The 15,060-nt window shown below is 59.5% G+C and carries 16 protein-coding genes; 12 read left to right on the forward strand and 4 right to left on the reverse strand.

What is annotated here, in order from left to right; all coding sequences use genetic code 11:
- Positions 1 to 185 precede the first annotated feature (185 nt).
- From coxB to AB3X55_10485, 9 genes are all read left to right on the forward strand, one after another.
- Positions 186 to 1,088, forward strand: a complete 903-nt coding sequence (gene coxB, locus AB3X55_10445) for a cytochrome c oxidase subunit II (protein MEX0504002.1) — start codon at positions 186 to 188, stop codon at positions 1,086 to 1,088.
- Positions 1,089 to 1,113: 25 nt separating this feature from the next.
- Complete coding sequence (ctaD, locus tag AB3X55_10450; GenBank protein ID MEX0504003.1) at positions 1,114 to 2,697, forward strand: cytochrome c oxidase subunit I; 1,584 nt, start codon at positions 1,114 to 1,116, stop codon at positions 2,695 to 2,697.
- A gap of 38 nt (positions 2,698 to 2,735) precedes the next feature.
- On the forward strand, positions 2,736 to 3,668 hold the full coding sequence (gene cyoE / locus AB3X55_10455) for a heme o synthase (protein MEX0504004.1): 933 nt from the start codon (positions 2,736 to 2,738) through the stop codon (positions 3,666 to 3,668).
- Positions 3,668 to 3,811, forward strand: coding sequence for a hypothetical protein (locus tag AB3X55_10460; protein ID MEX0504005.1), 144 nt, complete (start codon positions 3,668 to 3,670; stop codon positions 3,809 to 3,811). The genes cyoE and AB3X55_10460 overlap by 1 nt, the downstream gene beginning before the upstream one ends.
- Positions 3,808 to 4,413, forward strand: a complete 606-nt coding sequence (locus tag AB3X55_10465) for a cytochrome c oxidase assembly protein (protein ID MEX0504006.1) — start codon at positions 3,808 to 3,810, stop codon at positions 4,411 to 4,413. Before AB3X55_10460 ends, AB3X55_10465 begins: the two co-directional genes overlap by 4 nt.
- Before the next feature lie 51 nt (positions 4,414 to 4,464).
- Positions 4,465 to 5,250 carry a cytochrome c oxidase subunit 3 gene (locus AB3X55_10470; GenBank protein ID MEX0504007.1) on the forward strand — a complete coding sequence of 262 codons (786 nt, stop codon included), beginning with the start codon at positions 4,465 to 4,467 and terminating at the stop codon, positions 5,248 to 5,250.
- 116 nt (positions 5,251 to 5,366) lie between these two features.
- Complete coding sequence (locus AB3X55_10475) at positions 5,367 to 6,104, forward strand: SURF1 family protein (GenBank protein MEX0504008.1); 738 nt, start codon at positions 5,367 to 5,369, stop codon at positions 6,102 to 6,104.
- Between the two features lie 10 nt (positions 6,105 to 6,114).
- Entirely contained in the window at positions 6,115 to 7,521 is a 1,407-nt protein-coding gene (gene thrC, locus AB3X55_10480) for a threonine synthase (protein MEX0504009.1), read from the forward strand.
- Entirely contained in the window at positions 7,518 to 8,792 is a 1,275-nt protein-coding gene (locus tag AB3X55_10485; GenBank protein MEX0504010.1) for a M16 family metallopeptidase, read from the forward strand. Before thrC ends, AB3X55_10485 begins: the two co-directional genes overlap by 4 nt.
- Here the strand turns inward: AB3X55_10485 and AB3X55_10490 are convergent, their stop codons facing one another.
- Positions 8,793 to 9,416 (reverse strand): YqgE/AlgH family protein, encoded by a 624-nt coding sequence (locus AB3X55_10490; protein MEX0504011.1) that lies wholly within the window; start codon positions 9,414 to 9,416, stop codon positions 8,793 to 8,795. It abuts the gene before it with no gap.
- Between the two features lie 96 nt (positions 9,417 to 9,512).
- On the opposite strand from AB3X55_10490, the gene AB3X55_10495 reads away from it, so the two are divergent.
- Together AB3X55_10495 and AB3X55_10500 are read left to right on the forward strand one after the other, a co-directional pair.
- Positions 9,513 to 11,516 carry a protein-disulfide reductase DsbD family protein gene (locus AB3X55_10495; GenBank protein MEX0504012.1) on the forward strand — a complete coding sequence of 668 codons (2,004 nt, stop codon included), beginning with the start codon at positions 9,513 to 9,515 and terminating at the stop codon, positions 11,514 to 11,516.
- A 57-nt stretch (positions 11,517 to 11,573) separates the two neighbouring features.
- Positions 11,574 to 12,098 (forward strand): peroxiredoxin, encoded by a 525-nt coding sequence (locus AB3X55_10500; protein ID MEX0504013.1) that lies wholly within the window; start codon positions 11,574 to 11,576, stop codon positions 12,096 to 12,098.
- On the opposite strand, the gene rnhA is transcribed toward AB3X55_10500, so the two are convergent.
- The 3 genes from rnhA to ispH are packed head-to-tail and all read right to left on the reverse strand — an operon-like array spanning position 12,095 to position 14,490.
- A complete protein-coding gene (rnhA, locus tag AB3X55_10505) occupies positions 12,095 to 12,544 on the reverse strand; it encodes a ribonuclease HI (GenBank protein ID MEX0504014.1) in 450 nt (149 codons plus the stop codon). The two genes, AB3X55_10500 and rnhA, sit on opposite strands and share 4 nt — an antisense overlap.
- A 10-nt stretch (positions 12,545 to 12,554) precedes the next feature.
- Positions 12,555 to 13,520 (reverse strand): homoserine kinase, encoded by a 966-nt coding sequence (locus AB3X55_10510; GenBank protein MEX0504015.1) that lies wholly within the window; start codon positions 13,518 to 13,520, stop codon positions 12,555 to 12,557.
- Positions 13,521 to 13,527: 7 nt separating this feature from the next.
- Positions 13,528 to 14,490 (reverse strand): 4-hydroxy-3-methylbut-2-enyl diphosphate reductase, encoded by a 963-nt coding sequence (gene ispH, locus AB3X55_10515; GenBank protein MEX0504016.1) that lies wholly within the window; start codon positions 14,488 to 14,490, stop codon positions 13,528 to 13,530.
- Between the two features lie 71 nt (positions 14,491 to 14,561).
- On the opposite strand from ispH, the gene AB3X55_10520 reads away from it, so the two are divergent.
- Positions 14,562 to 15,035, forward strand: coding sequence for a hypothetical protein (locus tag AB3X55_10520; protein MEX0504017.1), 474 nt, complete (start codon positions 14,562 to 14,564; stop codon positions 15,033 to 15,035).
- The last annotated feature ends 25 nt before the right edge of the window (positions 15,036 to 15,060 follow it).

A 15,060-nucleotide genomic window follows, 5' to 3' on the forward strand; every position in this document is an offset into this window, starting at 1 on the left:
CCTGTCGAGGGGTCGGCAGCACCATCATATGGAAAAAATTGCATTTATAGCGACAGGCTGCCGCACAGGGCTTTCAAAATGCGGCGAATCAGTCTATCAACTGCATGATCGAAAGCGGGCCTGACGCCTTGGGTTCATTCAGGCCGGCTGGTCCGATCAGACGCTTTTTCTTGGGGGAGATATCCATGGCATTCATGGCCACCATTGCTTCTGACGTGATGGCAAGTCTGCGCAAGACCATTCTGCATCCGGTCTGGCTGGTTGCGGCAGCATCCTGCCTGTTCGCCGGGGCGGCATCCGCTGCCCAGCCATTGCCCTGGCAGATGGGACTGCAGCCGCCGGCAGGTACGATCGCCGAAATGGCTGACAACCTGCACAACCTGCTTCTTGTTGTGATCACGCTGATTTCCTTGTTTGTCCTTGGACTGCTTGTCTATGTCGGGATCCGCTTCCGTGCATCGGCAAACCCGGTTCCGTCGCGGACATCACACAACACCGTGATTGAAATCCTCTGGACAGTGATACCGGTGCTGATCCTTGTCGGCATCGCGGTGCCGTCCTTCCGGCTGCTGTATTATCTCGACCGGACCGCCGACACCGACATGGTGATCAAGGTTACCGGCAACCAATGGTACTGGAATTACGAATATCCGGATGAAGGCATCGCCTTTGACAGCTATCTTGTGGCTGAAGAGGATCTGAAAGAAGGTCAGATCCGGCTGCTGTCTGTCGACAACCCTCTGGTCGTTCCGGAAAGCACCAGGGTAAAGCTGCTGATCACCGGCAATGACGTCATGCATTCCTTCTTCGTTCCGTCGCTTGCGGTTCAGGTCTATGCCTTCATTGGCCGGACCAACGAAGTCTGGATCGATGTTCCGGCCGGCACACAGACCTATTACGGACAATGCAATCAGATCTGCGGCGTCAATCACGCCTACATGCCGATCGAAGTGCGGGCGCTTCCCGAGGCGGAATATCAGGAATGGCTGAAATCCGCCCGCGAGGAGTTCGCGATGAATACGCCGTCCCCGGTCAACATGCCGGGTCTCGGGTCCGCCGATCCGGTGCTTCTGGCATCGGCCAACTAGACACGTTAGCGCAGAGGAAACGATAATGAGTGCTCACGCCCACGCTGACCATGGCGCGCCGACAAGCTTCGTGCGCCGCTGGCTGTATTCGACCAACCACAAGGATATCGGCACGATGTATATCGTGTTCGCGATCCTTGCCGCCTTCATCGGCGGCGGTCTGTCCGTCTACATGCGTATGGAATTGATGCAGCCTGGTGTCCAGTACATGGAAGACGGGCATGTCTGGAATGTCTTCACCACCGCGCACGGCCTGATCATGGTCTTTTTCGTGGTCATGCCCGGATTGATCGGTGGTTTCGGCAACTGGTTTGTTCCGATCATGATCGGCGCACCGGACATGGCGTTTCCGCGGATGAACAACATTTCGTTCTGGCTGCTGCCGCCGTCCTTCATCCTGCTGCTGCTGTCGGCTGTGATGGATGGTGGTGCCGGTGTCGGCTGGACGATCTATCCGCCGCTGTCGTCAAGCGCGGGCACGCCCGGCATGTCGATGGATCTGGCGATCTTCTCGCTTCACCTTGCCGGTGTCTCATCGATCCTCGGCGCGGCGAACTTCATCACCACGATCTTCAACATGCGCACGCCCGGCATGACGCTGCACAAGATGCCGCTGTTCGTCTGGGCAATGCTTGTCACCGCGTTTCTGCTGCTTCTGGCTGTGCCGGTTCTTGCCGGTGCGATCACAATGCTGCTGACCGACCGTAACTTCGGCACCACATTCTTCATTCCCGAAGGTGGCGGTGATCCGATCCTGTTCCTGCATCTGTTCTGGTTCTTTGGTCACCCCGAAGTCTACATCATGATTCTGCCGGCCTTCGGCATCGTCAGCCACATCATCTCGACCTTCTCCAAGAAGCCGGTATTCGGTTATCTGGGGATGGCCTATGCCATGGTTGCGATCGGCTTTGTCGGGTTCATCGTGTGGGCGCACCATATGTATACGGTGGGGCTTAGCGTTGACACCCGTGCCTATTTCACCGCGGCAACGATGGTGATCGCGGTGCCGACCGGGGTGAAGATCTTCTCGTGGATCGCGACGATGTGGGGTGGTTCGATCACCTTCCGCGTTCCGATGCTCTGGGCCATTGGTTTCATCTTCCTGTTCACCGTTGGCGGTGTGACAGGGGTGGTGCTGTCAAATGCCGGCCTGGATGTGGTTCTTCACAACACCTATTATGTGATCGCGCACTTCCACTATGTGCTGTCGCTCGGTGCGGTCTTTGGCCTGTTTGCCGGTTTCTATTACTGGTTCTCGAAGATGACCGGTTACGAATATTCCGAAGGGCTTGCACAGCTGCATTTCTGGGTCACCTTTGTTGGTGTCAACCTGACCTTCTTCCCGATGCACTTCCTCGGGCTGGCAGGTATGCCGCGCCGCTACATCGACTATCCGGACGCCTTTGCCGGCTGGAACATGGTTGCATCCATCGGGTCCTATATCGGTGCTGCCGGGGCCATTCTGTTCCTGGTGGTGATCGCCGAGGCATTCATTGCCAAGCGCCGTGCGGCCGACAATCCGTATGGTGAAGGTGCCACAACCCTGGAATGGCAGGTATCGTCACCGCCGCCTTACCACACCTTTGACGAGCTTCCGAAGGTCAAGTAGGGCCGCTGGTACCGATCAACCCTTTTTGGCTGGAGATGATGGCTATTACATCCAACCAGAACGCAAATGCGACGACCGACGGGCTTTATGGCCCGTCGGTTGCCGATTTCTGGCAGCTCCTGAAGCCGCGGGTGATGAGTCTTGTCATCTTTACCGGTTTCGTCGGGATGTTTCTGGCACCTGCCGACATGCACCCGCTGCTGTTTGCGATGTCGCTGTTTGCCATTGCCGCCGGTGCCGGCGCGTCGGGGGCGATCAACCAGTGGTATGACCGCGACATCGACGCCATCATGGAGCGCACAAGGGGCCGTCCGGTGCCATCCGGCGCGGTTGATCCTGCCGAGGCGCTGAGTTTTGGACTGGTCATCTCGACCTTGTCGGTTCTCCTTCTCGGCCTGGCCGCGAACTGGCTTGCCGCCGGATTGCTTGCCTTTACGATTTTCTTCTACGGGGTCGTCTACACCATCTGGCTGAAGCGCAGCACGCCACAGAATATTGTGATCGGCGGCGCTGCCGGGGCATTGCCGCCGGTGATCGGCTGGGCTGCGGTAACAGGTGGCCTGTCGATCGAACCGCTGGTGCTGTTTGCCATCATCTTCATGTGGACACCGCCGCATTTCTGGGCGTTGGCGCTGTTCCGGAACGAGGATTATGTGCGGGCCAATGTGCCGATGATGCCGGTTGTGGCCGGCGAGCCGGAAACGCGCCGGCAAATCCTGATCTACGCGCTGCTGCTGGCACCGCTTGCAATGGTCCCAACACTGATTGGCATGACATCGATGGTTTACGGCGTTGGTGTGGCGGCGCTTGGCATGAATTTCGTCCGCCTGTCATGGGTGCTGTTCCGCCGCCCCGATGATGCGGCAGCGCGGCGGCTTTTCGCCTTCTCGATCCTGTATCTGTTTCTGCTGTTTCTTGGCCTTGTCGTTGACCGGATGCTGGTCAATGGCGGTCTGCTGGCGGTGCTGTGATGGCTGAGCGCGCGCAACCGAAAACGGCCGACGAGATGGTGCAGATGCGCCGTAGCCGCAACCGGGCGCTTCTTGGCGCGATTGCCGGGCTTGCGATACTGTTCTTTGTGCTGACAATCGTCAGGATGGGAGGGGCCGGATGAGCGGGCCTGCCGTTACACCTGCCGTTACACCGGTCGTTAAATCTGCCGGGACGGCGCAGGGTGACAATCGCCGGATTCTTGTTATCCTTGCGATCATTGTCGCCGGCATGGTCGGTCTTGCCTATGCCTCGGTGCCGTTATACCAGCTTTTCTGCCAGGTAACGGGTTATGGCGGCACGACGCAGGTTGCGCTGTCACAGGCCGAACAGGTGGTGCCGAACCACCCCATCAAGGTGCGGTTCGATGCCAATATCAGTCGCGACCTGAACTGGCGCTTCGAGGCCGTGGATGCGCCGGTGACGCTGAACCCCGGTGAAGAGGTGGTGATCAATTACCGCGCGACCAACCTTGGTGATGCGCCGTCGACCGGCACCTCGACCTATAATGTGACGCCGGTCAAGGCGGGTCCACATTTCATGAAGATTGACTGCTTCTGCTTTATCGAGCAGACGCTGCAACCGGGTGAATCCGTGCTGATGCCGGTGCGGTTCTATATCGATCCGGAAATTGTTGCCGACAGCAATTCAAACGATGTCGGTGAAATTATTCTGTCCTATACCTTCTTTCCGGTGCATGGTGCCGGAACGACCAAGGACGCTTGATCAGGGAGAGGTGGTGCCGCTTGCGTGGCGCCAGATGAAGAGGAGACAAACATGAGCGGTGCAAACAAACACCCCTATCATCTCGTTGAGGCGAGCCCATGGCCCGCCGTCGGTGCGGCAGCGGCCTTTACCGCGGCCATAGGCGGCGTGATGTTCATGCATGAGGTTGCGCACGGTGTCACCGTTCTGGCCATCGGCATGGCGCTGGTCCTGGCGACGATGTTCATGTGGTGGCGCGATATCATTCGCGAAGCCGAATATCAGGGGCACCACACACCGATCGTGCAGATTGGCATGCGCTACGGCATGATGCTGTTCATCGCATCCGAGGTGATGTTCTTTGTCGCCTTTTTCTGGGCCTTCTTCGACCGGGCGCTGTTCCCGATGAATGGTATCTGGCCGCCGGAAGGGATCGAAACCTTCAATCCGTTTGATCTGCCGCTGATCAACACGCTGGTACTGCTGCTGTCGGGATGTACGGTGACCTGGGCGCACCATGCCCTGCAGCATGGCAACCGCCGCGATTTCATGAACGGTCTTGGCATCACGATCATTCTCGGGGCGCTGTTCACCGGCCTTCAGGCCATCGAGTACAGCCATGCCCCGTTCGGATTTACCGACGGTATCTATCCGTCGGTATTCTACATGGCCACTGGTTTCCACGGCTTCCATGTTCTTGTCGGCACCTGTTTCCTTGCTGTCTGCTGGCTTCGCGGGCGTGCAGGTCATTTTTCCGCCGACCAGCATTTCGGCTTCGAGGCTGCCGCCTGGTACTGGCACTTTGTTGACGTTGTGTGGCTGTTCCTGTTCGCCGCCGTTTATTGGTGGGGCGGATGATTTGGCTGGTGCCGCCCCGGCGGCATCGTGTAAACTGAACCCAAGGGGGCGCTTTTGATGGGCGCTCCCTTTTCATTGGTGCCGGCGTCAAGGCACCTGCAACACCGGGTGTGCTGATGACATTCCGTCCGCTTCTATGGCCGACTTTCTTTGCGCTTCCGGCGCTGCTGATCCTGCTTGCGCTTGGCACATGGCAGGTGCAACGGCTGGAATGGAAAAACCAGTTGATCCATGATTTCGAGACCCGTGCCACCGCAGAGCCGATCGAACTGCCGGTCGGGGCTGTTGCGCCGGAGATGGAATTTCGGCGCCTGTCCCTGACTGGTGAATTTGATCACGATCGTGAAATCTTCCTGACCGGACGCACCTTTGAGGGTAATGCCGGCTTTCACATTGTGACGCCGTTTCGTCTGACGGACGGGCGGATCATTCTGATCAATCGTGGCTGGGTTTCGGAATCCTACCGCGATCCCGCGAAACGGGCATTTACCCTTGTCGAGGGCGAAACCACGATTGCCGCCATTCTGCGCTTTCCGGCGCAAAAGGGTTATTTCGTGCCGGAGAATGAACCCGAGAACGGGTTCTGGTTCACCCTTGTACCGTCGCAGATGGTCACGCATCTCGGTCTTGGCGATACAGCGGAACGTGATATCTATGCGGCGGCGCTTCGCACATCGGACAAGATATCGCTGCCAATCGGCGCGAAGACGAAAACCAATCTTCGCAACTCGCATCTTGGCTATGCCATCACCTGGTATGGAATTGCCTGTGCGCTGATCGGCGTCTATGCCGCCTTTCATCACCAGCGTGGACGGCTTGGCTTTGGCGCGCGCGGTGCCGGCAGGGACGAATAGGAGGCTGCGAATGGACTATATCAGCACCAGAGGCCAGGATGGGCCGCTTGGTTATGAAGAGGCGCTGCTGAGCGGTCTGGCGCGCGACGGAGGGCTGTATCTGCCGACCAGTTATCCGCAATTCTCTGCCGACGAGATTCGGGGCATGGCGGGCCTGTCCTATGCCGCGCTGGCAGGGCGGATCATGGCGCGTTTCACCGATGGCGAGATTGACGAGGCAGAGCTGACAGCCATGGCCGGTGACGCCTATGGCGCATTTACCGATCCAGACATTGCGCCGCTGCGCCAGCTGAATGACCGGATACATGTCCTGGAGCTGTTTCACGGTCCGACGATTGCGTTCAAGGACTATGCGATGCAGTTTCTGTCGCGTGCGTTCGACCGCGCGCTTCGGTCGGCCGGGCGGCAGGCGGTGATTCTCGGCGCGACAAGTGGCGACACCGGATCGGCCGCACTCGAAGCGTTCAAGGGCCGCGAGGCTGTCGATATCTTCATCCTGTTCCCCGATGGCCGTGTATCGCCGGTACAGCAGCGTCAGATGACATCAGTGGTGGCGGCTGGCGCCCATGCGGTGGCCGTGGATGGTGACTTCGATGATTGTCAGGCAATTGTCAAAACGCTGTTCAACGACCATGCCTTTCGTGACGAGGTCAATCTGTCGGCTGTCAATTCGATCAACTGGGCCAGGCTGATGCCGCAGATTGTCTATTATTTCAAGGCGGCACTTGCCCTCGGCGCGCCCGACCAGCCGGTTGCCTTCTCGGTGCCGACAGGCAATTTCGGCAATGTCTTTGCCGGCTATGTAGCCAAACGGATGGGCCTTCCGATCGACCGGTTGATCATCGCCTCGAACCGCAATGATATCCTGACACGGTTCTTCGAAGATGGCGCGATGCAGCGCGAAACAGTCACGCCGTCGCTAAGCCCGTCAATGGACATCCAGGTATCAAGCAACTTCGAACGCCTGTTGTTTGAATTGCTTGGCCGTGATGGCGCTGCCGTTGCCGAGATCATGGCGCGCTTTGCCGAAACAGGCACCTTTTCGCTGCCGGATCAGGCCATGGCCGCGGCACGCGAGCTGTTTTCGGCCTATCGGCTGGATGATGACGGCACGCTTGCCGAAATCGCGACCAGCGCGGCAGGTGGCATGCTGCTGGATCCCCACAGCGCCGTTGGTGTGTCCGCGGCGCGGCGCGCCGTTGCCGATGGCACGGTTGGCCCCGCCATCCCCGTGGTGGCGCTGGCCTGTGCGCATCCGGCCAAGTTTCAGGACGCTGTCGCCCGCGCAACGGGCAGCGAGCCCGCCCTGCCGCCGCATCTGGCTGATCTGATGTCCCGCAGCGAAACAATGCAGCACACGCCGGCCAGTGCGGATGCGGTCCGTGACCTTGTTCGTTACCTTCGGAGGCCGGCATGAGTCGCGGCAGCCTGACAACACTTCCCAATGGTCTGCGTGTCGCCAGCCGGTCGCTGGCCCAGGCGCAGAGCATCTCCGTCGGGATCTGGGTGAATGCCGGCGCGCGTGACGAGCGTGACAATGAGACGGGCATCGCCCATATGCTCGAGCATATGGCGTTCAAGGGTACAAAGCGCCGTTCGGCGCGGGACATCGCCACCGAAGTGGAAAATGTCGGCGGCTATATGAACGCGCATACCAGCCGCGAGGAAACGGCCTATTACCTTCGCCTGCTGCCTGAATATCTGGATATGGGGATTGATATCCTGGCCGATATTCTGACCGAACCGACAATGCCCGATGACGAAATCGAGCGCGAGCGCGGTGTCATCATTCAGGAAATCGGCCAGTCTCAGGATACGCCTGACGACATTGTGTTCGACATGTTTGCCGCCGCCTCATATGGCGCACATACGCTTGGCCGTCCGATCCTGGGCTCGATTGACAGCGTCAGTGGATTTTCACGCGACAATCTTCGTGGATTCATGTCCCGCCATTACGGTGCCGGGCAGATGCTTGTCACCGCATCGGGCGCGGTCGAGCAGGATGATTTCGTCAAACGCGTCGAACAGCGGCTTGGTCATCTTGCCACTGCCGAGGATACGCAGCGCCACACCCCGGACTGGCAGGGGGGACGTCATGTCGAGGCACGCGACCTTGAACAGACACATCTTGTGATTGGACTGCCAAGTTTTGGCGCCCGTGACCAGCGCAGATTTGCCCTGATGGTACTGTCGACGCTGTTCGGTGGCGGAATGTCATCGCGCCTGTTCCAGGAAGTCCGGGAAAAGCGCGGCCTGTGCTATTCGATTTTCTCATTTGCCAGCATGTATTCCGACAGTGGTCATTTCGGTGTCTATGCCGGCACATCGGCTGAACAGGCCGACGAGATGCTGACCGTTACCGCCCAGCAACTTGCCGACCTTGCATCCGGTGCCGGCGTCGAAGAGGTCGACAGGGCAAAGGCCCAGATCCGGGCCTCGCTTGTCATGGCGCGGGAATCGGTATCCGGATGCGGCGACGCGCTGGCACGCCAGATCATGCTGTTTGGCGCGCCGGTGGATGATGCCGAATTGCTTGATCAGATCGCCGCCGTTGATGCCGAAGCGGTGCGTGACGTTGCTGCCGATCTGATCGGGGGCGGGGCGCCGGCCATTGCGGCCATTGGCCCGCAATCATCCATTATGGAGAATGCGCGGCTGGCGACATTGCTTGCCGGTGGCACTGCCTGATCAGGCGCTGCCTGTGGTGCCGGCAAAAAAGCCGGGATCGATCCCCAGCGCTTCAAAGCTGTATTGCCACAGCGTGTCGCGGTCGTGATCAAACACCAGATCGGCCGAGGCCGGCAGGCTAAGCCAGACATTTTCGGCCATTTCACGGTCAAGCTGTCCAGCGCTCCAGCCAGCGCACCCGAGTGATACAATCGACTGGGCCGGGCCGATGCCTTCGGTGATGTCACGAAGGATGTCGATGCTCGCGGTCAGGCCGATTTCATGTGTGACCTCCATGCTTTCGGGAAGCATGTGGTCCTGACTATGCAGAACAAACCCGCGATTGCCATCCACCGGGCCGCCGATATGGACCGGGTTGTCGGCGCAGAACCGCGCCGCGCCGATCTCCAGCTTTTCATAGAGATCACCAAGGTTGAGCCGCGACGCCGTCTTGTTGATTACCAGACCCATGGCGGATTCAGGGTCATGGTGACACATCAGGATGACGGTCCGTTCAAACCGTTCGTCACCGATATGCGGGCTGGCGACAAGAAGATGACCCTGAAGCGAGGACAGCGCATGCAGATCACCGCCACCCTGTGGTGGCGATTGCACCTGTTCGCTGGATTTCCTATGTTGCGTCATATCATACCCTAGGCAGGAAAAACCTGCCGGGTAAAGCTTCATCGTGCAGGGGATCACCCGCTGCATCGGATGTTCGAGCCAGAAAGCAGACACAGCATGGCAGCACGCCACCACAGCGCCGCCCGACATTTGATCATCTGGGTTCTCGCCATGACAGCCTGTCTGTCGGCTGGTCTGGCTGCCGCGCGGGCCGCGGAATCGGACTGGATTGGCGATCCGCAGATTGGCGAGGCGCGGCTGGTTTCGGCGGTTATGGCAACCGGTGATCTCGACCGGTTGCCGCTTGGCATCGAATTCACCCTTGCCGCTGGATGGAAGGTATATTGGCGCACCCCGGGCGAGGCCGGCCTTGCCCCGGTCATCGATCTGTCGGCAAGCCCCGATGCCGATCTTGAAGGCCGGATCAGCTGGCCACTGCCAAAAAGGTTTGATGCGTTCGGTTTCGATAATTTCGGTTACGCCAACGAGGTGATTCTGCCATTCACGCTTTCCGGGCATGAGGCGGGTCGCCCGCTACAGGTCGTTGCCGAGCTTGAGGCGCTTGTTTGCTCGGATATCTGTGTGCCGTTTGGTGGCAGGCTGGAACTGAGGCTTCCCGACGGTGACGCGGTGGCCAGTCCGCATGCACAGGCGATAGCGCAATATGCCGCCATGGTGCCGCGCCGGGCGTCGGGGCAGGGCGGTGTCAGCGCAAGCGGTCCGTCCCTGCGTCCCGTGCGTGTCGAGGCGCGGTCGAATGGTCTGTTCCTTGCGCTTGCGGACGGGGCGCCACCGATTGACGATATCTTTGTCGAGGCGCAGCAGGATGTTGCCTTCAAGGCACCGGTGCAGTTGCAGGACGGCATGTTCCTTGAAGCGGTGCCGGCTGACAAGCTGGCCTTCGGGTCCGCGCCGGTCACGCTGACCATCAGCGCGCCGCCCGAAATGGCGGAATTCCAGATCGCCGTATCGCCGCCTGGGACTGGTTCGGCAGCGGGATCCCGTCAGCCAGCAGGTGACAATCCGTCGGTGGCCGGGCTGTCCTGGCGCATAGTTGCGCTGGCGCTTCTTGGCGGGCTGATCCTGAATCTGATGCCATGTGTGCTGCCGGTGCTGGCGCTCAAGCTTGCTGCCGTTCTCGATGCCGTTGGTGCCCCGCGGCGTGAGCTTCGTCTGCGATTTCTGGCCGGTGCGGCGGGGATTGTGACAAGTTTCCTGATTCTGGCGAGCGGGCTGGCCCTGTTGCGGCTCGCAGGTGGCACGGTCGGCTGGGGGATCCAGTTCCAGAACCCGGTCTTTCTTCTGGTGATGATTGTCATGCTGGGGGTGTTTGCGCTCAGCCTTCTCGATCTTGTGATGATCCCGGTGCCCCGCTTTGCGCAAGGCCTTGTCTCAGGCGGGTCAGGCATGTCACGTCCCTATCGCGGTGATTTCATGGCCGGCATGCTGGCGACAGTGTTGGCGACACCCTGTTCGGCGCCGTTTGTCGGCACGGCGGTCGCGGTCGCGCTTTCAGGGGGAATGCTGGATCTGTTCGGTGTCTTCATTGCGCTTGGGCTTGGTCTGGCCGCACCGTGGATGCTGGTGGCGGCCCAGCCGTCACTTGTCGCGTTCCTGCCACGGCCAGGCCCTTGGATGCCGTGGCTGAAGCGTGGTCTGGCGCTGTTGCTGCTGGGAACGATGATCTGGCTTGGCGGCATTCTGCTGTCGCTGCTTGGCGCGGGATCCCCGACGCCGGCAACCGGGGATGATCCACAATGGGGTGTCTGGAGCCGGCAGGCGGTGGCGGCGCATCTTGATGAAGGCAGGCCGGTATTTGTCGATGTGACGGCGGACTGGTGTGTAACCTGCAAGGCCAACAAGGCGCTGGTACTGGACCGGAACCCTGTCTCGCAGGTGATGGCTGAGGCGGCGGCGGCAAACAGGCTGACGCTGCTTCGCGCCGACTGGACACGGCCAGATGCCGATATTGCTGCCTTTCTGGCGTCATATGGCCGGTATGGCATCCCCTTCAACATCATAATCAAGCCGGACGGCACACCGCCGATCATCTTGCCGGAGCTGCTAAGTGAAGAGGCGGTGATGACAGCCCTTGAAAAAGCCGGCGTGACCTCCAAATAACGAAGGTGCGCCCTCTCCGGTGCCAAGCATCAGAAGCTACATTCAGGACCAGATATAATGACCAACCAATCCGGGACCAACCAATCCGGGACCAACCAATCCGGGACCATTGAACCCGGTCAGCCAATTCCGCTGGCGACCTTTCAGATCAAGACCGAAGACGGTATCGATGCCCATGAATCGGTGGAATATTTCGCCAAGGGACGGACTGTCCTGTTTGCGCTTCCGGGGGCCTTTACCGCCACATGTTCAGCCAAGCATCTTCCCGAATTTGTCGACCGGGCCGATGATCTTAAGGCAGCCGGCGTTGACCGGATTGCGTGTCTGTCGGTCAATGATGCCCACGTCATGAAGGCGTGGGGCGATCTGCATGGCGCGACCGACCGGATCGATATGCTTGCCGACCCGCATGCCGAATTCGCCCGGGCGCTGGGAATCGCCGTCAATATGGGTGCCATCCTTGGCGAACGCGCGACCCGCTGTGCGATGATCATTGATGATGGCGTTCTGACACGGATCATGATGGAAGAGGTTGGGGCCTATGAGGTATCCGGCCCGGCGCATGTCATGACACAGCTCTAGCCGGACCGGCCGGCCAGTTCGGTGGCGGCGGCACGGGCCAGCTCGTCACACCGTTCATTCAACTCGTTGCCGGCATGGCCCTTGACCCAATGCCAGCTTACGGTGTGGCGTTGCAGCGCCTCGTCAAGAGCCTGCCAGAGATCCTGATTCAATACCGGCTTCTTGGCGGCGGTGCGCCATCCATTGGCCTTCCAGCGGGGCATCCAGTCGGTAACGCCCTGCATGACATATTTGCTGTCGGTGTGAAGGTCGATATCCATCGGCCGTTTCAATGCGTTCAGCCCCTCGATGGCGGCCTGGAGTTCCATGCGGTTGTTGGTGGTATCGGGCATGCCGCCACTCAATTCACGCATCTCTTCGCGCCATTGCAGGATTGCCGCCCATCCACCGGGGCCGGGATTGTTGAGGCAGGATCCGTCTGTATGCAATGTCACCCTGTCGGCCATATTTCCGGTCCTAAAGTCCGATCCCATAGGCAGTGGTTCCCGACACCGACTGGTGAAAGCGCAGGATGCTCCAATATTCCATCGGGTCCTTGGGGCTGACCAGCGCATCGGACGGTGTATGGATCCAGTCATAGAGGCGGGTCAGGAAGAACCGCATTGCCGAGCCTGCCGCCAGAATGGGAATTGCCTCGGTTTCAGCCTCGCTCAGGGGGCGCACCGACTGATAGGCCTTCAACATGGCGCGAGATTTTGTCAGGTTGAAGCTGCCGTCAGGCTCGAAGCACCAGCTGTTCATGCAGATTCCGAGGTCATAGGCAAGAATGTCGTCACAGGCGAAATAGAAATCGATCACGCCTGTCAGCCTGTCGCCGATGAACAATACATTGTTCGGAAACAGGTCGGCATGGATAACGCCGGTTGGCAGATCCGTCGGCCAGGATCCAAGAATGGAGTCAAGACGCTCGCGTATGGCGTCCTGCATGCCCTCGCCGACCACATCCGCCTGGCTGCCGATCGAGTCGAGGAGTGGGAGCCATGACTCCGGTCCAAGCGCATTTGGCCGCCGCCGTGAAACCGGCGCGCAATTGAGATGCAGATGCGCCAGCGTCCGGCCAAGCTCGGCACATTTCTCACGGTTTGGATAGCGGCTCCAGGTACCGTCAAGAAAGGTGAAGACGGCACAGGGTCGCCCGGAAAGGTCCTGCAGAACACTGCCGTCGCGCGCCGGTACCGGCAGCGGGCAGGTCAGCCCGGATTTTGCCAGCACTTCCATGACTTCGATAAAGAAGGGCAGGTCCGCCCGGTCCACCCGCTTTTCATACAGCGTCAGAATGTAATGGGCACGGTCGGTGCGAAGCAGATAATTGGAATTTTCCACTCCTTCGGCGATGCCGGCAAAACTCAGCACGGTGCCAAGGTCATAGGCTTCCAGAAACCGATCCAGCGCCGCATCGTCAACATTCGTATATACCGCCATGAAGCGCCTACGCCCCGTCGGCAAGAATGCTGGGAAGCTTGAAGGTCAGGGTTTCCTCGACAAGTGCGTTTTCGTCAAGCTGCAGGTCATAGCGCGTGCGCATCTCGTTGATGATGTCCATGACCAGACTTTCCGGTGCCGAAGCGCCGGCTGACAATCCAATATGCGTTGCCGCGTCGACCTCGTTCCAGTCAATGGCCTGACTGTCGGCGACAAGGCGTCCCCGTTTGGCACCGGCACGAAGCGCCACTTCCACCAGACGCTGGGAGTTCGACGAATTTTCGGCTCCGACCACCAGCATCAGATCGCATTTCCCGGCAATGTCCTTTACCGCGTTCTGCCTGTTGGTTGTGGCATAGCAGATGTCCTCGCCACGCGGTCCGGTGATTTCCGGAAAGCGAAACTGCAGGATAGAGATGATTTCAGCGGTGTCGTCGACCGACAAGGTTGTCTGGGTGGCAAAGGCAAGCTCGGCATCCTGCGGCGGTGTGACGGTTCGCGCATCCTCGGCTGTCTCGATCAGCGTCATTTCACCGGGCTCGACCTGACCCATCGTGCCCTCGACTTCGGGATGACCCTGATGGCCGATCAACAGGATATGCCGCTTCTGACCTGCATGCCGACGTGCCTCGATATGAACCTTGGTGACAAGCGGGCAGGTGGCATCAACCGCGATCATGTTGCGCTGTGCCGCTTCCTCGACAACGGCGCGTGCCACACCATGCGCCGAAAATACGACAGGCGCACCTTCCGGCACATGGTCAAGCTCTTCGACAAAAATGGCCCCCTTCGCAGCAAGGCCGTCGACGACAGTCCGGTTATGCACGATCTCATGACGGACATAGACCGGGGCACCGAATTTTTCCAATGCCACCTCGACAATGCGGACCGCACGATCAACCCCGGCGCAAAATCCACGTGGCGCTGCCAGATGCAGAAATTTACTATCTTGCAAAAGGGTCGTATCCATGCGCTTGTTCTTGCGCGATAACGCGCCAGAGGTCAATTGCTGTTGTCGGAAAAAGACGTTAGGATGCCGCCATGAAACGCCGTTTTGAACCCCGCCTTTTCGCTACAGCTCCGCTTCTGGTCGCCGCATCATTGCTGGCCGGATGCGCCGGCGATCCCGTTTATGTGACATGTCCGGAACTGACCGCGCCGGAGGAAGGTGCCGAAGCCTTCATGCGGATTGACGATACCGGTGAAATCATCAATGCGCGGTTGAACGGTGTCAAAGCCGTCTGCGAACGGGTTGGCGATGACGGCATTTCAATGGAATTGCTGGTCGGTCTGAAGATCAAGCGGTTGGCCGGTGATACATATCCGGCTGGCGTTGCGCAGATCAATATTGTCGGGATTGTCGCCGAAGGTGACGAGACTGTCAGCAGCCCGCCGCCTGTCAGATACAAGGCAGGTTTCCGCAAAGGACAGCGGATCATGTATCCGGCGGTGAATTATGATGTGACGGTAAAGGACGGCCAGCGGCTGATCCTCAGTCTGGTTCCCGGCCTGTAGCCCGCGTCCCGTCGGCGCCACAAGG

Source organism: Alphaproteobacteria bacterium LSUCC0719 (assembly GCA_040839025.1).
GTDB lineage: Bacteria > Pseudomonadota > Alphaproteobacteria > Puniceispirillales > Puniceispirillaceae > UBA8309.